Origin of the sequence: Bacillus sp. FJAT-18017 (genome assembly GCF_001278805.1) — a bacterium.
Classification (GTDB): Bacteria; Bacillota; Bacilli; order Bacillales; family Cytobacillaceae; genus Bacillus_D.
Genome location: NZ_CP012602.1, coordinates 1,851,031 through 1,871,554, shown reverse-complemented (window position 1 = coordinate 1,871,554; position 20,524 = coordinate 1,851,031). Strand labels below are relative to the sequence as shown.

Sequence of the window (20,524 nt, the reverse complement as noted above, 5' to 3'; positions counted from 1 at the left end):
TATCTTTACACACAATTAGACTATTTACAAGTAATTTTCACCCTAGAAGAATATGAGTATAGGAGAATAGAAGATGAATTATTTTGATTTTGCAGCGACCACGCCTATTGGCAAGGAAGCACTAGAAGTATATAACCAGGTATCCATTCAGTTCTTTGGCAATCCAAACAGCCTTCATGATAGTGGAGGTGCTGCTAGAGACATTGTCGAGGAATCACGCAGCCTTATTGCGCAAAGTTTTGGCGTCAGTTCAGAAGGGGTTTATTTTACAAGTGGCGGTTCTGAAGGGAATTTCTTATGTCTAGAGGCACTCCTCTCCGCCCGTCATGAAGGTAAGCATATCATTACAGGCTATGCGGAACATTCATCCGTGAGCGGGGTCTTGAACAGGCTGGAGAACAACGGATACGAAATCACAAGGCTTCCCTTTACCTCTTCTGGCACGATTAATATGAGTGCCTTCAAGGACGCTATCAGGCCTGATACAGTAGTAGCAGCCATTCAGCTTGTGAACCCTGAAATTGGCACAATTCAGCCTATTAAGGAGATCGGCGCACTTTGCAAAAGCAGCGGAATTCTCTTTCATTCCGATTTTGTACAGGCTGCCGGAAAAATTGACATTCGTCCGCTAATATCTTCTGTCTCAAGCTTCTCCGTGTCCGGCCATAAGTTATATGGTCCTAAGGGCATTGGCTGTGTTTACATTAACCCCGAAGTTGCCTGGAAGCCGTTCTTTCCCGGAACATCCCACGAAAAAGGCTTAAGGCCAGGAACATTGAATGTGCCCGCCATCGCTGCGATGGCAACTGCCGCTGAAAAGGCAGTAAGACATATTCCAGAGAATGTAAATAGGTTTACGGCACTGCGAACTGAATTTTTACTGGGATTGGAACCTTTAAGAGGAAAACTTGCTATATTCGGTTCAACAGGGGATCAACAATATCCTGCGATTATCGGACTTGGTATTGCCGGCATAGAAGGACAATGGCTTATGCTCGAATGCAATCGGCTCGGTTATGCGATTTCAACCGGGACTGCCTGCCACTCAGGGATGCTATCCCCATCCAAGACGATGCAGGCAATCGGCATTGATGGCAAGCAGGCAAAAGAGTTTGTAAGAATATCTTTCGGAACAACAACAAGTGAAAATGACGCAAAAAAACTCGCTGCCGATATTGTCGGAATAGCCGGCAAATTTTGATTGAAGGATATCTATTAATGCTTATGCTAAAATAGGATTAACCATCCTACCGGGAGTTGTTGTATATGGGTGAACAAAAGAAATTGCTTGGAGATGAGCGGAGAGCGATTATTTTGTCGCTTTTGAAGGATAGTAACGAGCCGATTACAGGCAGCGAGCTGGCGGCTAGGGCAAATGTCAGCAGACAAATCATTGTAGGTGACATCACGCTTCTAAAAGCCAAAAGCGAACCGATCATCGCGACAAGCCAGGGATATTTGTATTTGAAACAAAATACTCAGGCGCCTGTTTATGAAAAGACCATAGCCTGCTTCCATGCTCCTGATAAAACAGAGCAGGAATTAATCGCCATCGTGGACGAAGGAGTCACCGTTAAGGATGTCAAAATCGAACATCCTGTCTACGGAGACCTGACAGCATCAATCATGGTCTCGAATCGCCCAGAGGTTTCAAAATTCATGACGAAGGTCAGGGAAACGAATGCTTCCTTCCTATCCGAACTGACTGGCGGTTATCATTTGCACACGCTGACCGCTGGTTCTAAGGAAGCACTTGAAAGAGCTGAACAAACCCTTCATAAGGCCGGGTTCCTGATTACAAATTAGAGAAAGCTCAAAGAAAGGCCTGTTCCCTCACCGGGAAACAGGCCTTTACCATTTCTTAAGCTCCTGTGCCGAGTATTTCGACACTTTCAACGTATTCAAGCTGCTTTAAGGTTTCAAGCAAGTCTTCTATTTCCACCTTAATTTCTTTGATATTAAGGGAAAGGGTAACAACCGCTCTACCTTGAAGTGGGATGGATTGATTGATGGACAAGACATTGCAGCCGGCATTTGCAACTATGCCAAGCAGCTGCGATAGCGTGCCGGAACGATCCTCCAAATGGAAAACGAGCGTGACAAGCCGATCCTTCACAATTTGTGAAAATGGATAGACCGTATCCTTGTACTTGTAAAAAGCACTCCGGCTAAGGTCAACCTGGCGGACAGCTTCGCCAACATTCAAAGCTTTGCCACGTTCAAGCAGTTCCTTTGCATCAATGGTCTTCTTCATCGCTTCCGGCAATACATCTTCCCTGACCAGATAAAATTTCAAATCTCCCTTTTTATAACTCAAACCAACCACACCCCGCTTAAGCCATTACTCAATAAACTCAAATTCAAATTCAAGCAGCCTGACAATGTCGCCATCCTGGGCACCGCGCTCCCTTAGTGCATCATCGACACCCATGCCGCGCAGCTGGCGGGCAAAGCGGCGAACCGACTCATCACGGGAGAAGTCCGTCATTTTGAACAATCTTTCTAGACTGTCACCAGAAATAACATAAGCGCCATCTGGATCTCTGGTAATTTTGAATTGCTCCGGCTCGTTCTCATGCTTATAAACAACCCTGTTCACACTTGTATCCTCAAGTGCTTCTTCATGGAGCGGGAATTCAGGTGTTTCAGCAATTTTATCAGCGATGGCAAACAGCAAATCCCTCAGCCCCTGCCTAGTAACCGCGGAGATTGGGAAAATAGGATAATCTTCCTGGATTTGCTCCTTGAAAGCCTTCAGGTTTTCCTCTGCTTCCGGCATGTCCATCTTGTTTGCAACAATGATTTGCGGACGCTCGGTCAGCCTAAGATTGTATTGCTGAAGTTCCTGATTAATTTTCGTATAATCCTCAAACGGATCCCGGCCTTCTGTCGCCGCCATGTCAATCACATGGACAATAACTCTGGTCCGCTCGATATGGCGCAGGAACTGATGTCCCAGGCCAACTCCCTGATGGGCACCTTCAATCAAGCCTGGAAGGTCTGCCATTACAAAACTGCGGCCATCTTCCGTTTCAACAACACCGAGGTTCGGTACGATTGTTGTAAAATGGTATTCGGCAATCTTCGGCTTTGCTGAGGATACAACAGAAAGAAGCGTGGATTTTCCGACACTTGGAAAACCGACTAGCCCGCAGTCAGCAAGCAGCTTCAATTCGAGTATAACGTTCCTCTCCTGGCCTGGCTCTCCTTTTTCGGAAAGCTCGGGAGCTGGATTTTGCGGAGTAGCAAACCGTGAATTGCCGCGTCCTCCACGGCCTCCCTTTGCGATAACGGCAGTTTGGCCATTTTCTACAAGGTCGGCGATGATCGCATTCGTTTCTTCATCATAGATGACTGTGCCAGGCGGGACCTTGACAATCATATCCTTGGCACCACGCCCATGCTGGTTTTTCGACATGCCGTGTTCGCCGCGGTCAGCCTTAAAGTGGCGCTTATAGCGGAAATCTATCAGAGTGCTGAGGCCTTCTTCAACCTGGAAAACAACGTTGGCTCCCTTGCCGCCGTCACCGCCAGCAGGGCCTCCATTGGGCACATATTTTTCACGGCGGAACGCGACCATACCATCGCCGCCATCCCCGCCTTTTACATAAACTTTCACCTGATCAACAAACATTTTTCAAAATCCTCCCGTCTGTATCGAAAAGCATAAGTGGATGGTTTGGGTCCGCTTATGGGTCATACTTGAAAAGACCAAATCCATGCCCCGATGGCCATATCCATTCACTAACTTTTCCTTCTGATCTACACGGCGGGACATCCGTTAGCAGAACGGCACAAAAACCTCTACATCGAGCTCCTCGCGGGTAAGCTCCCTTACAGAAATTTTCAAGCCGCTGCCTTTCTGAAGGAGTTCGCCAAGCAGCTTCGTCTCTTTTATTATTCCGCTAAAATCAAAATTGAAACTTACTCCATCCTCGACCTGGTTCAGGCAGATGGAGAGGCTGTTCTCCTGGTAAGGTTCAACAGATTGATCCAATATGGAAAAGAATTCAGCCACCCACTCTGTAATCGCAGTTTCATCAACCGGCTCTGCTTGTTGTTCGTACAAAACCTCGTATTCAAGCGTGAAATGGTGTCCTTCCCAATTTGCTCTTAGCAGCTGAGATGCAAGCTCAGGCATTTTAAGATTCGAAAGCTTCGATTCCTGTTGAGTCTCAATAATGATTTTATCAATCACAGCTTTTGCACAATCCATCCGATCCAAATCAAGATTCCCTTTTATCAGCTGCAGCCTGTTCAGCCAGTCATGTCGGGAATACCTGAGAACTTCAACAAGATCCCAATTCTTTTCCATACATTACTCCTTATACCTAATGCTCATTTGCTCATAGTATAACAAAAAAAGCCTGGTTCGTAAGCAAATTTGGCACTATCGGAAAATTCTGGTTTGGACATGTATCTTACACTCACCCCAACAGGGTGTTTAACAAATTCTGTTCGATAAAAAGATGCTGGTTTAGGCATCTTGGAATTCGCCAGTATCGGCTGGGTGGACCATAGGTCATTGCACCCTAGTGAATAAGGGGACTATTTCCGCTTATATAGTAAACCGTCCTAAAAACAGCCTCAATAGACGGAGAATTTCCGCCTAATGACTTAAAAAGCGCTTATTTAGAGGGGTATGTGTTTTCATAAGGGAATTATCTCCGCTTATTTCACCCGATAAAAGTTCCCTTCGGTAGCATAAGTGGAAAATCTCCGCTTATTTTTCTATCGCTGGCTGCACAGCGATTAAACTGATAAAACCACTACTATTAGCGAAGAGCCTAAATGATTTAACCTGCCTTCTTTTTCCAGTAAAAAACACAAAAAGAAAACCCCAGCCATGGAGGCTAGAGTTTTCAGAACGTTAACTTAAGCTTCTTGAGCTGCTGGATAAACGCTCACTTTTTTGCGGTCACGGCCGAAGCGTTCGAATTTAACAACGCCGTCAACTTTTGCAAAAAGAGTGTCGTCCCCACCGCGGCCTACGTTTTCACCTGGATAGATCTTTGTACCGCGTTGACGGTAAAGAATAGAACCACCAGTTACGAACTGGCCATCCGCACGCTTCGCGCCAAGGCGCTTAGAGATTGAGTCACGGCCGTTCTTTGTAGAACCTACTCCCTTTTTGGAAGCAAACAATTGAAGATCCAATTTTAATAACATTTATTCCACCTCCTGGTTTTTGAAGGTAATTCGTATGTGCTTTCCGTACTCTTCTTCGATCGTTTTCAACGAGTAGTACATTCCTTCGAGAAGAATCTGAATTTTAGCTTGCTCCTGCGCCGAGAGGTTTCCCGGAATCACACAGCGGAGCAGACCTTCTTCATAATCAATCTCTGTTTCGGGAACGACTCCCGTAATCTCGTGGATGGCATTTATTGCACCAACAGAAACTGCGGAAACGCCCGCACAGACGATATCCTCGCCCCGTTTTGCAAAAAAAGCATGGCCACTGATTGAAAACGAATCAATCGAGCCGGTGTCATTTCGAATAATCGCTACATTTATCATCAAATCACGCCTTACGCGTTGATTTTGCCGATTACAACTTTAGTGTATGGCTGACGATGACCTTGCTTTTTACGGTAGTTTTTCTTCGCTTTGAGCTTGAAAACGATGATTTTCTTTGCGCGGCCCTGCTTTTCAACAGTAGCTGTAACAGTTGCGCCTTCAACAACCGGGCTGCCAACCTTAACATTTTCACCACCAACGAAAAGAACCTTATCAAATGTAACTGTTTCGCCTGCTTCAGCGTTCAGCTTTTCGATGTAGATGGCTTGGCCTTCTTCTACACGGATTTGCTTACCGCCTGTTTCGATAATTGCGTACATGAACTTGCACCTCCTCTTAGTCTAAGACTCGCCAACCCAGGCGTTTGCTCCCGCAAATCTTGAAAACCTGTTCTGAGCGGTTGTAGCACGGGTGCGCTACAAACATAACATGAAAATACTATCACAACTTGGCACGTAGTGTCAACCTAATTTACGGGCTTTTTCCTTAAGTTCATCCGCAGAACCAAACTGCAGGATTTTATAAAAATGAATCGGCGAAACAGCAACACTAAAGATAATTTTCATACCCAGTGACTTTTCAATCCTATTTAAGTGGATATTTCCTTCCCCGCTAAAAACTGACCTTACCTGCTCGGTCGCCTCAATCAGGACTGCATCCTCAAGGCTGCCGCGGTATTCCCACAGCTCGCGTTCCAGCTTGAACGCCACAGTTTCCGGGCTTGACACCCTTCCCGTCCCTTCACATGAAGGGCATTTTACTGTTAGTGTTTCTCCGAAAGACTCTCCAACACGCCTTCTGGTAATCTGGAGAATTCCGAGCGACGTAAACCCGGCCACCCTCGTCCGCCGCCAATCCTTTTTCAGCTCCGCTTCCATCTTTTTAGCAACGAGCTCACGGTCATGGTCTTGCTTCATATCGATGAAATCAATCAGAATAATTCCAGCCAGGTCGCGAAGCCTTATTTGCCTGGCGGTTTCCTCCGTTGCCATAAGGTTTGTTTTTAAGACCGTTTCCCGCAAGTTGTTTTTTCCGGAAAACTTGCCTGTATTCACATCAATAGCGATCAATGTTTCCGTTTCTTCAAAAAGCAAATAGCCGCCATTTTCGAGCCAAACCACTCTTCGAAGCAGCTTATCAAGCTCTTTATCAGTTCCGTATGCATCAAATATATTCGGTTTGCCTGAATAATACGAAAATGAAAGGCCTTTTCCAAAAGCCTTCAGCTTTTCAAGGAATGCCAGGTCGTCAGCCATTACTTCTCCTTCCTCGATTGTAGTCAGCAGTTCCTGAACTTTTTCAAGGAAAGGATCGCTCGAGGAAAGGAGGAAGGGCTTCTTTAATCCCGCTGCTTTTTGAAAAAGCACAGAAGCTTCCTCGCGAAGCTGATCTAGTTCAACCAGGAGGTCTTCATCGCTGACTATCTCGGAGGAAGTCCTGAACAAAACACCTTCCGGATCAATCGTGGCATCGCGGCCCAGGTTCCTAATTTGCTCACGCCTCTCTGAAGAAGCCATTTTCTTGGAAACAGCCACCTGTTTTCCCTGGGGCATATAGACAAGATGGGCGCCGCCAAATTCAAGGATCCCGGTCACCTTCGCACCCTTAGTTCCCACCGGATCTTTTTCCACCTGAACGAGCAGCCGCTCACCCTGGCTGACATACGATGAAACCGACTTTTTTGCTTTTGCTTCGGCAGGCTCATCCGACTGGACAAATGAGGCAAGAGCATCACGATGCAGATACGCGTTCCTCCCGGTTCCAATGTCCACAAAGGCAGCATTCATGCCTGGAAGCACCTTGGTGACAATCCCCAGGAAAATACTTCCAACAAGAGTTTGGCTGTCTTCGCGGCTCAGTTCGATTCTTTCCACTTTGCCGTCCTTTAAATAGGCGGCCCGTTTTTCCCGGGCACCGTAATTAATAATTAATTGGTTCATGAGTAAACCCCGCTTCTCTAAATCTCTACTCATTATAAAGTTAAACTTTAATCAATGGGGATTTTTTATCCCACTGATTGTTAGTTTAACCAATCAGGTTTTTACGGACAGTAATTCCCACCCTTTCTTTTATTAAGAATTTTGAAGGGGATCTTACCGCCCAATTAATGTGGGATAGCGCAAAAAAGGCATTCGCCAGGCGGAACCCGGGAATACCCTTTCCAATCAATATACAAAAAACAAGTCTCCGATTTTTCCGGATATTCGATGCTCGGAAAAGCATGCATGAAGCACTTCATTTTCATCAAGAATGCCTTTTTCTCCAGCAGCGCTGTCAATGACGATTGAATGCTTGAACCCGCGCCGGAATTTTGCCAATACCTCCAGGATCGGTTCCCCTTCGTTTGCTTTTATTAGCTGTAATCCCGAAAGATTGCTATCTTTCTTTCCGTAATAGCGCTCCAGCAAAAAACGCATGAACACATAGTGGCGCTGCTTCCATTCAAAGAATAAAGTAAAGTAAAGGAATCCAGCAATAATCCAGCTATTCAAATGCAGCGGAGCAATCACCAGGATACCAAGGGTAAATACGATAAGAGCTGCAAATGAAGCAATCAAAGCCCATCGATGCGCTTCGGGGAAAGGTTTCCAAAGGGACAATCCCAAGAAAAGCAGCTTTCCGCCATCAAGCGGCCAAATTGGAAGCAGATTGAAAACGAGAATCATCATATTATACTCGAGAAATAATTCAAAGGTAGAATCGAGGATCAACCCAGAGCTGTGCAGAATATAAGCCGCTGCAATCATCCATACATGCTGAACTGGACCGGCCAGAATGACAATAGTTTCTTCCTTGAGCGGCCGGTTCCCATGCTCATCCATTTCCGCAACCCCGCCAAATGGAAGCAGCGTGATCCGCTTAATCCGCCACGAAAACATGGCTGCTGCAAACGCATGGCCGATTTCATGAATGAAAATGATAAACAGCAGCATACATAGCTCTTGAAAGTGGGCGGTAACGACTGCCAGGGCTGCTGCGAGCCATAACAGGGGATGGATATGGACAAGCCCCAGCAGTGATGCGGCTTTATTCAAATGAAATCACCTTGATTGGATCGATGAAGCCCTCTTCTTTCTTTTTTATCGCAAAATAAAACTCCCCTTTTGTTTCATCGGCACTTGGCCCTACCCTGCCAATTTCCTTCGATTTCCCAACGTGATCATAAAGGCCAACTGAAATTGAATCAAGATTTCCATACCAGGACTCGGTGTTATCAGCATGCTGAACAATGACAGTTTTCCCAAGCCCCTCCTTAACACTGGCAAACTTGACGAGCCCCTCTTTGATGGACTCTACGGGGGCATCCTTTTCAGTTCCAATCATGATACCCTGGCCATTTTTTTCAAAGTTTTCGAGTATTTTTCCTGAGGCTGGCATGGCAAAGTCAGTCTGCACTGGCTCATCACTTGTTGGCTGGGGAAGCAAGGCAAGCGGCTTGCCGAATTTATCTTCATACCACTGGCTGACCGTGGCAAACTGGAAGTCTTCTGTGAATCCTTTTAAAACAAGCTCCCTCGCCGGATCCGCCGCAGGTGACTGACTGCGGAACAGGATGGCAATCGCCAGGAATAATACCGCTGAACCAAGCAGCTTAAAGAAAAACACTTCCTTCTTAAATAAGGGATGGCTGCCCTCATCTGGTCCGGTTTCATAGGAAATCATCTCATTGAATCGGTAGTTCTCATCGTCCTGGAGCCAGCCGGGTACTGGCGTTTTGCCAGGTCTTTCAGGTAATTTATTGCTTGTCCGCCGGCTCCGTTCCTTTTTCCGCTGAGCTATTCGCCTGCGGATTTCCTCCTTGCTTGGCTGCATATCTCCACCAACCTTTTTTACCACGTTTTTGTACAAGTCTATGAAGGAGTTGTCCGGTGTATGCTACCGAATGGAGGAGTTCATTTTAAAAGGTCTTTTAAGTTGGCGCTCTATCTATGGTGGAGGTGATTTTTTTTTAGCACGACCTAAACCTCACTAGTAAAAACATACTAAATTACGTATTGAACTATAGCCAGGGTCTGGCCCGGGCCATTGTGAACATAGCCATGACTATGAACCTGACTAGTCTTTTCAGAAAAATAACCCCTAATTTTATAGCGAAAACTTACTATAGTTTATTTTTTTATATAGTCAGGGTCTGGCCCGGATGGCTTGGTAACTAGTGAGTACTATCATAAAATAACTAGTGAACGAGCTTCCGTTTTCCCTCAACTTGTTTCAAAGCAGGGAAAACCCATACACAAAAAAGCCCTGCCGAATCACAATGATTCCAGCAGGGCTTCACATTTCTATTAATCTACTTATTTAACGCCAAAAAACCTCTTAATTTTCGTAAATACGCCTTTGTTGTCATCCTCAAGCTGTTGTAGCGGAATTGATTCACCGAGAATCCTGCGGGCAATGTTCCGATAGGCAATTGATGCTTTGCTGTTTGGGTTCATTGCGATAGGCTCACCATAATGTGAGGCCTTGATGACCTCATCATCATCAGCGACAATTCCCAGCAATTCAATCGACAGGTGGTAGCTGATTTCTTCCACATCCAATGTTTCGCCATTTTTCATCATTTGCGGCCTGATCCGATTGATAATCAATTTTGGCGATTCGATGTTTTCTTCTTTTTCGAGCAAGCCAATAATCCTGTCAGCATCGCGGACAGCCGATTTTTCCGGAGTTGTCACGACAATTGCCCTGTCAGCCCCTGCAATGGCGTTCCTGTAGCCATGCTCAATTCCGGCAGGGCAATCGATGATAATGTAATCAAAATCCTGCTTAAGCTGTTCAACGAGCATTTTTACCTGCTCGGGCGTGACAGCGGTCTTATCCTCAGTCTGGGCCGCAGGCAATAAATAGAGAAGCCCGTCAAAACGCTTATCCTTTACAAGCGCCTGGTGCATTTTGCAGCGGCCCTGGGCTACGTCGACCAGGTCATAAATGATCCTGTTCTCAAGTCCCATGACCACGTCAAGATTCCTAAGGCCGATATCGGTGTCGACCAGGCAGACCTTCTTCCCCTGCAGGGCAAGGGCTGTACCTAAATTAGCGGAAGTCGTCGTCTTGCCGACGCCGCCCTTCCCGGATGTAATTACGATTGCTTCCCCCACGTTAACGCCCTCCTTCTAATCTAGTTAATCCAGGCCTTAAACCTGCCAATGACTGAAGCCTGCCAAGCGCAATTTCATTTTCTTCATCTATGTACGCGCATTCCATGTCACGCATATTTTCTGGGCCATTTATATTCGGCAGAGTCAGTACATTCTGGCTAATCCTTAGCTGCGATGGCGCCATGGCAGAAGCAGCAATGATGGCTTCAGTATCGCCATAACAGCCTGCGTGGGCAATCCCCTTGAGGATTCCCATGATAAAAATATTGCCGCCGGCCATGACTACCCCGCCAGGATTGACATCACCAATGAGCAATAGGTCGCCGGGCACTTCAAGAACCTGGCCAGAGCGAATCACCCTTGCCACGGTGCTAACTTGCGACCTTTCCGCCAGTTGTTTAGCTTCCTGTATCGAGATAACATCTGATTCAATCGTTTCGACAACAAGATCCTTTTTTTTTCGGATGAGCTGCTTCAGTTCTTCCTGCTGCTCATTTGTTAGGAAACGGTTCCCGGACTTCACATTCACATGAAGGAGGTTGCCGTCTCCGCTGCTATTTTCATGGATTGAAAGCTTGCTTTCCAAATCCCGCTTTAATTCTTCGTACGAGCAAAGGTCATCAAGGAACAGCGTGATGCCATCCTTCGTCCCTTTAATCGTCACATGCTGCCGTTTGCTCACGCCTTTCACCCCGATCATCAAACACACAACCTTCCCTGGCTATCCAGGGTACAGACTGCCTTTATTATATTTCGACATACATTGCCAAAAATCCTTTTTAAAGGCTTTCATCCTGTGCCAATTTTTCAAAAAAGCGCCTGAATGGATAAAAGGCCACTGCCAGGAAAACAAAGTTCAGGACAATGACCGGCAAAAGGCGCACTTCAGCGAATGCTGAAAACGGCATTTCTGTAATGCCAATAAAATTGTTCAATTTATAAATCACAATTTCCAGGGCTGAAATAGCTGCAAGTATCGCCACAATCGCGACAAGAACGTTTGCATGGAAAACCCGCATCAGCCTCGATACCATAACAATCGTCAATGGAAACAGGAATAAATAGACTCCGATTATTTCAGTATAAACGATGTCAAAAAGAAGCCCAAACACAAATCCATAAATAACGGCTTGTTTTTGTTTCCCATAAATCGCGAACAACATCAGGATGCCAATCAAGAATCTTGGAACCAAAATGTATTTATCCATGAAATATTCCGACGGCAGAAGCTGGACAAAGATACTTTCAATTGTAAAAAAAAGGAACAACAAAAGAGGAAGGAAGACACGCCTCACAATTCTTCCTCCTTATCATCCACCATTTCTGAAGCAAGCGGCTTGTCCATTAACCGTTTAATTACCATTACTTCACTAATGTCGTAGAAGTTTGCGCCAGGCTTCACAAAGGCAATCTGGTTCAATCCGTATTGGTCAGGCTGGACTTCCTCGATTTTCCCTACCAAAAGCCCTTTAGGGAACACTCCGCCAAGGCCCGAAGTCACGACTGTCTGTCCCTTTTTCACTTTCGCTTCATACGGAATTTTTTTGACTTGAAGAAGTTTCTTTTCCTCATCATATCCTTCGACAAACCCATAGATTTCCTCTTTTCCCTGGGTTACAACAGAAATCCTGTTCTTTGGATCCATCGCACTGAGAAGCTGGACTGTTGAGGAAAAGTCGTTAACGCTTTTAACCTTGCCGATCAGGCCCTCGGCTGTAATAACAGCCATATTTTTTTCAAGCCCGTCTGATGAGCCCTTGTTGATGATAATCAGTTCATTCCAGCGGTCCGGGTTCCGGCCCATAATCGTTGCCTGAATGATATCCGAATTGCTCAAGGACTCCGTTTTATCGAGCGTCTTGCGAAGTTCTTCATTTTCTTTTTCAAGCTGATAGACTTCTGCTTCAAGCCGCGCAATATCTACTACTCTTGTTTTCAACTTTTTATTTTCATTGTATGTATCTTGTAGATCCGAAACATTTTCGAAAAAGCCCGCTACATACTGGACGGGAGTAGAGACAAGCGACTGAAGCCAGCCGGTGGAGTCCTTTACGAACTGCTCCGGCCACGTCAGCCTATCACGTTCTCTTAAAGAAAATCCGATTAATGCAACCAGGATAATGACACTTACTAACAGGATAATGAGGCGTTTGTTAAAAAAAGATTGTGGCATCATTCACACCTCGTTTTGCAGCCATTTATCTAGAGTCCCTGCTTTTGTTTTTAAACAGGTCGATATGATCAAGCGCCTTACCTGTCCCAATTGCCACACAATCAAGCGGATTTTCCGCGATTAGGACTGGTATATTTGTTTCTTCGCCAATGACCTTATCAAGGTTGCGCAGAAGGGCTCCTCCGCCGGTCAGGACAATTCCTCTGTCCATGATATCAGCGGCAAGCTCAGGCGGTGTTTTTTCAAGCGTGCTTTTTACCGCTTCAACAATCGCATACACCGTGTCATGAAGCGCTCCGCCAATTTCAGCGGCAGTAATTTCAATCGTCTTTGGCAGACCAGTTAAAAGGTCGCGGCCGCGGATTTCCATATTTTCAATACCTTCCGCATTTCCGGCCGAGCCGATTTCCATTTTGATTGTCTCCGCTGTACGGTCGCCAATCATCAAATTATAGTTTTTGCGAATATATTGAATGATTGCTTCATCCATTTCATCACCGGCAATCCGGATCGACTGGCTTGTCACGATGCCTCCAAGGGAAATGATCGCCACTTCGGTCGTACCGCCGCCGATGTCAACAACCATACTTCCTGTCGGTTCCCAGACAGGCAGATTCGCGCCAATCGCAGCCGCAAAAGGTTCTTCTATTGGAAAGGCATCACGCGCACCGGCTTGCTTTGTTGCGTCAATAACAGCCCGGCGTTCCACAGCAGTAATTCCGGATGGAACACAAACCATGATATACGGCTTGCTGCTCTTAAAAATCCCTTTACTTTTCATAGCTTCACGAATGTAATACTTCATCATCGTTGCCGTTGTATCATAATCGGCAATAACTCCATCCTTCATCGGCCTTAAGGCTACAATATTGCCAGGAGTCCTTCCGATCATATTTTTCGCTTCGTTCCCGACAGCGACAATATCTTTTGTATCCGTCTGAAAAGCAACAACTGATGGCTCCCTTAAAACGATTCCTTTTCCTTTAACATAAACAAGTGTATTGGCAGTCCCCAAATCTATGCCAAGATCTCTTGATCCTAATCCAAACATTCGCGTATCTCCCTTTCCGTAGCAAAAATTCTGTCATTAACCCTCCTGGCGAAAAGAGGGTGTTCATATTCTAAAATTGTTGAAAAACTCAGCAATTAAATCGTATTTTTTAATGGGCAGGCCCTAAAAAATCATAAGCCTTATTATATCGTAACGTCAAATAAAAACATAGTATTACAAGTAACCTTTTTCCTTCAGAGACACAAATTTATTTTCCCCGATAATCAAATGGTCGAGTACATCTATTCCAATGATCTTGCCGCACTCCGACAGCCTTTTCGTTACTTCGATATCCTCCCTGCTAGGAGTAGGGTCGCCTGAGGGGTGATTATGGAGACAAATAATGGAAGCAGCTGACCTTCGGAACGCTTCCTTGAACACCTCACGGGGATGCACAATCGAAGCATTCAGGCTACCAATGAAGATTGTCTGTTTGTGGAGAACCTGGTTCTTTGTGTTGAGATAGAGGCAAACGAAGTGTTCCTGGCTCAGGAAGCGCATCTCGTTCATCACATAGTTTGCCCCATCTTCCGGGGAACGAATGACATAACGCTCATTGTTGGAGAGGTTGGCAACTCGGCTTCCCAACTCAAGCGCCGCCAATAGCTGGATTGCTTTCGCCTGGCCGATGCCCTTAATTGCTGTTATTTCCTCGAGTGAGGCAGCTTTTAGAAGCCGGAGTCCCTCGAAATGGGACAGGAGCCGATTTGCCAATTGAAGGACAGACTCATCCTTAGTTCCTGTTCTTAACAGCAGTGCAATCAATTCATGGTTTGAAAGGCTGGATGGTCCGCCGGAAATGAATCGTTCCCGGGGCCTTTCCTCCTGGGGGTAATCACGGATCATTAATGTATTGCTCGTCAAACGTGTTTCCTCCCTTATAGTAGGGAGAGCCGGACGTTTACTAATGCCCGGAACCTTTCATCAATACGGAAGCGGGTAGCCTGCCTTGGCAAGCTCCCGGACTGTCCTGGAGACAGGGAGCCCGACAACGCTAAAATAATCGCCGTCAATCTTTTTGACAAGCATACCGCCCAGACCCTGGATACCATAGCCGCCTGCTTTGTCCAGCGGCTCCCCGCTATCCGCATAATATTCGATTTCCCTGTCCGTCAACTCCCAGAAATGGACTTCAGTTTTTTCATAAAAACGGGACTTTGCTTCCGGGGAGATGATGGCTACCCCGGTGTAAACATGGTGGACACTGCCTGACAAAAGCTTCAGCATCCCGATTGCTTCCTCGCGATTGGCGGGCTTACCAAGCACATTACCGTCTGCAACAACAATCGTGTCGGCGCCAATGACAAAGTCACCGGGATGGTCATGAGACACGGCAACAGCCTTCCGTTCAGCAAGCCCCATCACAATGTCTTCAGGAGATGAGCCAGGTGCAAAGCTTTCGTCAACATCTGAGCTGTAAATGTGGAAAGTAAGCTGGAGATTTTCTAGAAGTTCCTTTCGCCGTGGAGATGAAGAGGCTAAAATGAGGTTCGGCATACAATCACCTTTCTTTTTGCTATGTTTGGGGAGATACATTCCAATCGTATCAAACTTCGCCCCTGCAAACAATTTCTAATGATTAAAGTGTCGAAATTTTTCCGTTCCTATACATACAAAAATACCCGGGCGATGTGCCCGGATACCAGTTAGAAGGATTGATATAATGCAAGGAAGTCGAGGAGGTGCTGCTGTGCTTTGATACTTCCTGCTTCATCAAGTGTCCCTGCAAGCAGAGTAGCCGCACCAGTCAGCTCCCCGTACATACTTTTGATAGCACCATTTTTCAGTTTGCTTTCATCAATTTTTTGAAGCTCGGACTGTGCGTTTTTTGCGGCTTCTCCCGTACTGCCACCCGTGATATTTGCTGCAGCGGCATTACTTAGGCCTTCATAAAGTGCAGGAACTTTTTTCAAAAAAGCTGCATCCTGTTCAGCGAGTTTTCCGGCATCCTTCTCAGGGAAAGCAACCTCTTTTGCATAAATCTCTATGCCTTTTGCCTTCAAGGCTGCTCCAACTTCCTTAGCGTCTTCGATACTCGCTGCAACACCAACAAGCATCATCGCCTGGCCATCCTTATCAAATACTGCAGCGGGAATCCCTTTTGAGACAAGTTCCTCTTTTACCGAAGTTGCCGAGTCTTTATTCGTATAGATCCCTTCCTGGACTGCAAAGGTTGTAATTGGCTGCAGTGTGGCCGCAGCAGTTTTGCCAGCAGATACCGGTTTCTCTCTATCGGCAGGGGTAACTGCATTGGTCGGTGTGATAGCCTCTTCAACGCCATCACCCGAGATAAGCAGCTTTAGCATTCCAGCTCCTAATGTAACCCCGATTAATATCGCGAAAATAACAGGAACAATAATTGGTTTCAAATTAAGTGTATTAAATTGGAAAGCTGGTTTTGAAGATTTAGAAGGCTTGACTGCTTTTGGGTAGATTGAGGCACTTTCAGTTGCTTCCTTTATTATGTATTCTTTAGGTGTTTCAGCAGGTTCAAATTCCGGCAAAATCCATTCAAAGCTTTCTTCCCCTGCTTCTAAAGCAGCAGCCTGTTCAGGCTGGGCCGGAGTGACCATTTCTTTTGTCTCGGGTACCCTGACCGTCTCTTGCCTCTTGTTATCTTCTTTATACGGCCTGCTGTCGCCATTTATCTTAATCGTTATCGTATTGTTTTTCGGCTTGTCCACAATTCGCGCATCCCTTCTGCCACGGCGGATTTGTTTTAATCCAGCTTCAGCGCCTAGCCCCTCGAGGTCTTAAGCCGTTTCCCTCCTGAGGGCAGGCCATCCTGCGGGCTCTTATCTTTTGCAGGTCGGTCCTGATCAAGTCGCTTACGCTTTTTGTAATCCTACCATACAGGCAAAAAAAAATAACAAGGTTTTTGTCGCCTTGTTATAAGATGCTTTCGCCAATTACTGATTTAATTTTCACTTTTATCGTCTGTTTCAGTTTCATTCTTCTCAGGTGTCGAGAATGTTGTTAACGGATTCCGTTTTTTAGCAGGCTCAGGTGTTTCGATAGTCGGTGTATGCTTGGCAAGATCAGCAAGGTCCGGCATGTAGAAGGCTGAAAGTGTTATTGTAAATTTCAATGATGGTTCTTCAGCTAAAATAGTTGTTACTTCATGGTTACCGATATAGTTAATCGATTCAACAACAGCAATCCGCTTAAGACTTTCAAGGGTTGCAATAAACTTTTCAATTTCCTCGTATCCAGCTGCTTCAAGGGCAAGCTGGACGGTTACTTTTTTGACTCCTTCAGGAACCGCAATTACCGACTTCGGCTCAACAAGCTTACCGTTCTCGTCAGTTGTAGTTCCATCAATTGTATCACCTTCCGCAGCTTCGATAGTTGTCTCATTTGCGACAGCTTCTAGGGCTGCCCCGTCAGGGTTTTCTTCAGTATTTTCTACGCCTCCATCCTGTGCAAATGACATTGAAAGAACTTTGGAGCCAGAGATTACTTCTGCTTTTTCAAAATCAAGAATCAATTGTTCAACAAGCGGTTTAACTGGAATTTTCGTTTGGAGCTGGGTTGTACTTTCTGATGAAAACTCTTCTGTTTCCTTTTCCTTGCCTTGCAAAACTCCCAAAAGCTGTTCCTCTGTTTTAAGTGAAGCTTCTTTCGTTTCAAGGTCTGCCTTCAATGGCTGAACCCAGAGGAAATAACCTCCAGCCACAAACAAGACAAATAGGGCAGAAAGGCTAGCTATGATTAGGTTTTGCTTTTTCGAATCCAGCCTCATAGCCCGCTCTCTCCTTCCTCGTCTTCAAGAACTGAAGACTTTACAGTGTCCTTATTAAGCTTTATCTCAAATTGCCCCTGGTAACGAGGCAGTATTTCTTCCTCATTATCATTATTCAAGTTTAAAGTAGTTTCAGTTGCCGGCTCTCCGACTTGCTGTGTAGCTGTCAAACTTAAAAGCATCGCTTCATTTACCCATTCTGACTCGTTCAGTCTGTTTAGGAAATAAGCTGCTTCCCTACTTGTGTCGAATTGGACTGTCAGTGATAGAGTACCGGATTCCTGATAAGCAAAAGTCTGGATAAATCCTCGCTCCGGTAGTAATGAGGTGAATTCCCGCATCACTGGTACAGAAGGGACAATATAGTCTTCAGCCCAAACAACTGACTGTTCAAGCTTGGAAACAGAATCCGCTTCAGTGAGCTCGGTTGTTTTCTTTTGTTCAATCTCTGCTAATTTTTTAGTCGTATCTAATCTATTTTCAACAACAGCAACATCGGCTTTCAAAGTCGAAGCTTGCCAGAAAAGCGCCCCGCCCGCCGTGATAAAGAGAAGTGCCAATATCAAAGTGGAAGTGAGAAGCTTTCTGCTTTCTTGCTTCTTTTTCGGTAGCAAATTAATTTCAATCAGCATCATCTCACCTCTTTCAGTGAAAGCCCAAGTGCAAGAGTATGCGTTTGAGGGAAGGTTCTATCCCGGTTATTCTGTATTTTGTCAGTTGAAAAAACAACTACTGGCAGTGTAAATTGCTCTTTAATTTCTTCATGGATACGCGCTAGCATGGGATGGTCTCCCACGAGAAGGATTTTGGTTATTCCTGAAGTTTCAACATTCGCGGAATACTTATAAAAATCCATAAGCTTGACCATTTCCGAATAGATATTCGAAAATTGCCATTCGAGCTGAAAGGCCTCGCCAATAAACTTGTATTCGCTCGCCCCTGATCGATCATGAAGAACTTCCCAGTTATTTGCATCGAAATCCAACTGAAACTGCCTCATAAAATAAGGGATATGGTTCTCAAAGATACACATACTGACAGAAGTCATATTTACCTGGACGGTAAACAACCGCTCGTTGGGCTGTAGTCCATTCAAAGAATGATAAAGGCGATATAAGGCAAGTGGTGAAATATCCGCCGAGACGGGAACAAGCCTTAAACCTGACAATAGCTCCGAATACTCCATAACATATTTTTCAGGAGAAGCAAATAAGAGTAGTTCTTTCTTCCCGTCCTTCACGCCCAGAGGATAAGCGTCAAAAACCGGGTCTTCAAACGGCAAATGTATGCTGGCTCCAAGCTCCATATAAAGATGACTTTCTATCTCATCCTCCTCTATGTCTCCAGGAATAGTGATTTTTCGAATAATAACCAGTGGATCAGGAACTACAAAATGGATAGGCCGTCTGCTAATCTTCCATTCGTCAATACACTCATCAAGAATAGTAGAAAGAGTTTCAAAGTCTACAATTTTCCCTTCCTCAATAATCCCGGGAGGAAGAAAGCGCTCTCCCCATCTCTGAGGAACAGGAGGAGTGGCAGACTTAAGCTCGAGAAAACGTATGCTGTGGTCGTTAAATATGATGTTGATCGTTCGTTTGTTGCCAAGCGAAAGGGAAAAAGCCATGCAAACTACCCCTTTGTTATCAGGTTACAACTACTATATAAATAAATTTAAATACATCTTAATTAATTCGTTTCCGAAAAAATACGCAACCAGCGTTCCCAGGGCAATAAATGGCCCAAACGGTATTGGCTGGCGCCGCTTAACAATTTTTAAAAATATACCCACAATTCCAAACATCGCTCCGAATAATGTGGAGAGGAAGAAAGACAAAAGCACCAGCTTTGTTCCAAGCACAAAACCAATTAGAGCATAAAGCTTAATATCTCCTCCGCCCATACCGCCTTTGCTGATAATTGAAATCAGTAAAAGAAGACTAAATCCAGCAGCCCCGCCAACAAGGGAATCCCACCAGGGGGAAAGCGGCCAAAGGATACGTTCAAATAAAAAAATCCCTGCAAACACAATTAAGATTTTATCAGGGATGAGCATATAAGCGATGTCGGATACAGTAATGATGATAAACAGCGAAATCAACGTCCAGACTATTACTAGCTCCAGGCTCCAACCCAGGAGTAAAGGTGCCAGGACAAATAAAATCCCCGTTAAAAGCTCCATGATTGGATAAACAGGGGAAATCCGCGACTCACAGCCACGGCATTTCCCCCTTTGAAAAACATATGAAAATACAGGAACCAATTCCCACGCTCTAAGCTTATGCCCGCAGTTCGGGCATGAAGAGCCTGGACGGACAATCGATTTTCCTTCAGGCACTCTTAGGCCGACAACATTGTAGAAGGAGCCGAGGGTGATGCCGTAAATAAAAACAATTCCTATAAATAAATTAGTTTCCACTGTACTTTAATAATTCATCTTCGGTAGCGAATCCTGTTGTAGCACCAGAAACTACAGTATTTGCATCATGCTCGGAAATTCTGTATACTCCACCAACATATTCTACTAGATAATCTTTACCAGCATCCTTTACATTTTCAACCAAATCTCCAATTTTACCAATACTGACCGCTGTGCCACCACCACTTGGCGTCAAAGATCCATCATCATCCCATTGAGTAATACTAGCATTGGATGCGCGTGACAATTTAGCCGCATTGATGATTTGGATTGCTTCAGCAACTTTTGCATCATTCTTAGTTTTTGTAATTAAACCTCCTATTGAAGGTATTGCAATTGCTGCGATAATTCCCAAAATAACAATAACGGCCAACAGTTCAATAAGCGTTAAACCACGTTGATCTTTCATTTTCCTTTTCAAAGCCTTGAACATTTTCCCCGCTCCTTTTAAGGTCTAAAAACCTATAAAATTAGTACACTCTCATTATACAACAGATGTTTCCTGTAAAAAATGGCTTTTTGT

At 45.1% G+C, this 20,524-nt stretch carries 24 protein-coding genes and 1 other annotated feature; of the genes, 2 read left to right on the top strand and 22 right to left on the bottom strand.

What is annotated here, in order from left to right; genetic code table 11:
• Positions 1 to 73: 73 nt before the first annotated feature.
• Together AM500_RS08500 and AM500_RS08495 are read left to right on the top strand one after the other, a co-directional pair.
• Positions 74 to 1,201, top strand: a complete 1,128-nt coding sequence (locus AM500_RS08500; protein WP_053598831.1) for an IscS subfamily cysteine desulfurase — start codon at positions 74 to 76, stop codon at positions 1,199 to 1,201.
• Positions 1,202 to 1,266: 65 nt separating this feature from the next.
• Entirely contained in the window at positions 1,267 to 1,806 is a 540-nt protein-coding gene (locus tag AM500_RS08495) for a transcription repressor NadR (RefSeq protein ID WP_053598830.1), read from the top strand.
• A gap of 55 nt (positions 1,807 to 1,861) precedes the next feature.
• On the opposite strand, the gene AM500_RS08490 is transcribed toward AM500_RS08495, so the two are convergent.
• The 22 genes from AM500_RS08490 to AM500_RS24910 form a co-directional block, all read right to left on the bottom strand.
• Positions 1,862 to 2,317, bottom strand: a complete 456-nt coding sequence (locus AM500_RS08490) for an ACT domain-containing protein (RefSeq protein ID WP_053598829.1) — start codon at positions 2,315 to 2,317, stop codon at positions 1,862 to 1,864.
• 24 nt (positions 2,318 to 2,341) lie between these two features.
• Complete coding sequence (gene obgE / locus AM500_RS08485; RefSeq protein WP_053598828.1) at positions 2,342 to 3,634, bottom strand: GTPase ObgE; 1,293 nt, start codon at positions 3,632 to 3,634, stop codon at positions 2,342 to 2,344.
• Between the two features lie 147 nt (positions 3,635 to 3,781).
• Positions 3,782 to 4,315 carry a Spo0B C-terminal domain-containing protein gene (locus AM500_RS08480; RefSeq protein ID WP_053598827.1) on the bottom strand — a complete coding sequence of 178 codons (534 nt, stop codon included), beginning with the start codon at positions 4,313 to 4,315 and terminating at the stop codon, positions 3,782 to 3,784.
• Between the two features lie 560 nt (positions 4,316 to 4,875).
• Positions 4,876 to 5,169, bottom strand: coding sequence for a 50S ribosomal protein L27 (gene rpmA, locus AM500_RS08475; RefSeq protein WP_043934246.1), 294 nt, complete (start codon positions 5,167 to 5,169; stop codon positions 4,876 to 4,878).
• Complete coding sequence (locus AM500_RS08470; protein ID WP_043934245.1) at positions 5,170 to 5,517, bottom strand: ribosomal-processing cysteine protease Prp; 348 nt, start codon at positions 5,515 to 5,517, stop codon at positions 5,170 to 5,172.
• An 11-nt stretch (positions 5,518 to 5,528) separates the two neighbouring features.
• On the bottom strand, positions 5,529 to 5,837 hold the full coding sequence (gene rplU / locus AM500_RS08465; RefSeq protein ID WP_053598826.1) for a 50S ribosomal protein L21: 309 nt from the start codon (positions 5,835 to 5,837) through the stop codon (positions 5,529 to 5,531).
• Between the two features lie 14 nt (positions 5,838 to 5,851).
• Positions 5,852 to 5,929 (bottom strand) — a sequence feature (ribosomal protein L21 leader region).
• Between the two features lie 49 nt (positions 5,930 to 5,978).
• The gene (locus AM500_RS08460; RefSeq protein ID WP_053598825.1) at positions 5,979 to 7,457 is read right to left on the bottom strand and encodes an Rne/Rng family ribonuclease; all 1,479 of its coding nucleotides are present in this window, start codon (positions 7,455 to 7,457) and stop codon (positions 5,979 to 5,981) included.
• 225 nt (positions 7,458 to 7,682) lie between these two features.
• Positions 7,683 to 8,552, bottom strand: coding sequence for a M50 family metallopeptidase (locus AM500_RS08455; protein ID WP_053598824.1), 870 nt, complete (start codon positions 8,550 to 8,552; stop codon positions 7,683 to 7,685).
• Complete coding sequence (locus AM500_RS08450) at positions 8,545 to 9,330, bottom strand: M23 family metallopeptidase (RefSeq protein WP_053598823.1); 786 nt, start codon at positions 9,328 to 9,330, stop codon at positions 8,545 to 8,547. The genes AM500_RS08455 and AM500_RS08450 overlap by 8 nt, the downstream gene beginning before the upstream one ends.
• Positions 9,331 to 9,812: 482 nt before the next feature.
• Complete coding sequence (gene minD, locus AM500_RS08445; RefSeq protein ID WP_053598822.1) at positions 9,813 to 10,616, bottom strand: septum site-determining protein MinD; 804 nt, start codon at positions 10,614 to 10,616, stop codon at positions 9,813 to 9,815.
• Between the two features lies 1 nt (position 10,617).
• Positions 10,618 to 11,298, bottom strand: a complete 681-nt coding sequence (gene minC / locus AM500_RS08440; RefSeq protein WP_053601663.1) for a septum site-determining protein MinC — start codon at positions 11,296 to 11,298, stop codon at positions 10,618 to 10,620.
• A gap of 97 nt (positions 11,299 to 11,395) precedes the next feature.
• Positions 11,396 to 11,911, bottom strand: coding sequence for a rod shape-determining protein MreD (gene mreD, locus AM500_RS08435; RefSeq protein WP_053598821.1), 516 nt, complete (start codon positions 11,909 to 11,911; stop codon positions 11,396 to 11,398).
• Positions 11,908 to 12,789, bottom strand: a complete 882-nt coding sequence (mreC, locus tag AM500_RS08430; RefSeq protein WP_053598820.1) for a rod shape-determining protein MreC — start codon at positions 12,787 to 12,789, stop codon at positions 11,908 to 11,910. Before mreC ends, mreD begins: the two co-directional genes overlap by 4 nt.
• 25 nt (positions 12,790 to 12,814) lie before the next feature.
• Positions 12,815 to 13,840 (bottom strand): rod shape-determining protein, encoded by a 1,026-nt coding sequence (locus AM500_RS08425; protein ID WP_053598819.1) that lies wholly within the window; start codon positions 13,838 to 13,840, stop codon positions 12,815 to 12,817.
• Positions 13,841 to 14,014: 174 nt separating this feature from the next.
• Positions 14,015 to 14,686, bottom strand: a complete 672-nt coding sequence (gene radC, locus AM500_RS08420; protein ID WP_197028482.1) for a RadC family protein — start codon at positions 14,684 to 14,686, stop codon at positions 14,015 to 14,017.
• A 78-nt stretch (positions 14,687 to 14,764) separates the two neighbouring features.
• Positions 14,765 to 15,337, bottom strand: a complete 573-nt coding sequence (locus AM500_RS08415) for a Maf family protein (RefSeq protein WP_053598818.1) — start codon at positions 15,335 to 15,337, stop codon at positions 14,765 to 14,767.
• Between the two features lie 149 nt (positions 15,338 to 15,486).
• Positions 15,487 to 16,524, bottom strand: a complete 1,038-nt coding sequence (locus tag AM500_RS08410; RefSeq protein ID WP_053598817.1) for an SPOR domain-containing protein — start codon at positions 16,522 to 16,524, stop codon at positions 15,487 to 15,489.
• A gap of 233 nt (positions 16,525 to 16,757) precedes the next feature.
• Complete coding sequence (locus AM500_RS08405; protein ID WP_053598816.1) at positions 16,758 to 17,582, bottom strand: hypothetical protein; 825 nt, start codon at positions 17,580 to 17,582, stop codon at positions 16,758 to 16,760.
• Positions 17,579 to 18,217, bottom strand: coding sequence for a PilN domain-containing protein (locus tag AM500_RS08400; protein WP_156319778.1), 639 nt, complete (start codon positions 18,215 to 18,217; stop codon positions 17,579 to 17,581). The genes AM500_RS08405 and AM500_RS08400 overlap by 4 nt, the downstream gene beginning before the upstream one ends.
• The gene (gene pilM / locus AM500_RS08395) at positions 18,214 to 19,209 is read right to left on the bottom strand and encodes a type IV pilus biogenesis protein PilM (protein WP_053598814.1); all 996 of its coding nucleotides are present in this window, start codon (positions 19,207 to 19,209) and stop codon (positions 18,214 to 18,216) included. Before pilM ends, AM500_RS08400 begins: the two co-directional genes overlap by 4 nt.
• Before the next feature lie 33 nt (positions 19,210 to 19,242).
• Positions 19,243 to 20,001 carry a prepilin peptidase gene (locus tag AM500_RS08390; protein ID WP_053598813.1) on the bottom strand — a complete coding sequence of 253 codons (759 nt, stop codon included), beginning with the start codon at positions 19,999 to 20,001 and terminating at the stop codon, positions 19,243 to 19,245.
• On the bottom strand, positions 19,991 to 20,434 hold the full coding sequence (locus tag AM500_RS24910; RefSeq protein ID WP_082347174.1) for a prepilin-type N-terminal cleavage/methylation domain-containing protein: 444 nt from the start codon (positions 20,432 to 20,434) through the stop codon (positions 19,991 to 19,993). The genes AM500_RS08390 and AM500_RS24910 overlap by 11 nt, the downstream gene beginning before the upstream one ends.
• Between the last annotated feature and the right edge of the window lie 90 nt (positions 20,435 to 20,524).

Bases quoted from the DNA above. Each gene is read 5' to 3' on its own strand.
- AM500_RS08415 (WP_053598818.1), bottom strand. From the start codon at position 15,337: ATGCCGAACCTCATTTTAGCCTCTTCATCTCCACGGCGAAAGGAACTT.
- AM500_RS08405 (WP_053598816.1), bottom strand. From the start codon at position 17,582: ATGAGGCTGGATTCGAAAAAGCAAAACCTAATCATAGCTAGCCTTTCT.
- AM500_RS08460 (WP_053598825.1), bottom strand. From the start codon at position 7,457: ATGAACCAATTAATTATTAATTACGGTGCCCGGGAAAAACGGGCCGCC.
- AM500_RS08425 (WP_053598819.1), bottom strand. From the start codon at position 13,840: ATGTTTGGATTAGGATCAAGAGATCTTGGCATAGATTTGGGGACTGCC.
- AM500_RS08470 (WP_043934245.1), bottom strand. From the start codon at position 5,517: ATGATAAATGTAGCGATTATTCGAAATGACACCGGCTCGATTGATTCG.
- AM500_RS08450 (WP_053598823.1), bottom strand. From the start codon at position 9,330: ATGCAGCCAAGCAAGGAGGAAATCCGCAGGCGAATAGCTCAGCGGAAA.
- AM500_RS08495 (WP_053598830.1), top strand. From the start codon at position 1,267: ATGGGTGAACAAAAGAAATTGCTTGGAGATGAGCGGAGAGCGATTATT.
- radC (WP_197028482.1), bottom strand. From the start codon at position 14,686: ATGATCCGTGATTACCCCCAGGAGGAAAGGCCCCGGGAACGATTCATT.
- AM500_RS08500 (WP_053598831.1), top strand. From the start codon at position 74: ATGAATTATTTTGATTTTGCAGCGACCACGCCTATTGGCAAGGAAGCA.
- obgE (WP_053598828.1), bottom strand. From the start codon at position 3,634: ATGTTTGTTGATCAGGTGAAAGTTTATGTAAAAGGCGGGGATGGCGGC.
- rplU (WP_053598826.1), bottom strand. From the start codon at position 5,837: ATGTACGCAATTATCGAAACAGGCGGTAAGCAAATCCGTGTAGAAGAA.
- pilM (WP_053598814.1), bottom strand. From the start codon at position 19,209: ATGGCTTTTTCCCTTTCGCTTGGCAACAAACGAACGATCAACATCATA.
- AM500_RS08480 (WP_053598827.1), bottom strand. From the start codon at position 4,315: ATGGAAAAGAATTGGGATCTTGTTGAAGTTCTCAGGTATTCCCGACAT.
- AM500_RS24910 (WP_082347174.1), bottom strand. From the start codon at position 20,434: ATGTTCAAGGCTTTGAAAAGGAAAATGAAAGATCAACGTGGTTTAACG.
- AM500_RS08400 (WP_156319778.1), bottom strand. From the start codon at position 18,217: ATGATGCTGATTGAAATTAATTTGCTACCGAAAAAGAAGCAAGAAAGC.
- mreC (WP_053598820.1), bottom strand. From the start codon at position 12,789: ATGCCACAATCTTTTTTTAACAAACGCCTCATTATCCTGTTAGTAAGT.
- rpmA (WP_043934246.1), bottom strand. From the start codon at position 5,169: ATGTTATTAAAATTGGATCTTCAATTGTTTGCTTCCAAAAAGGGAGTA.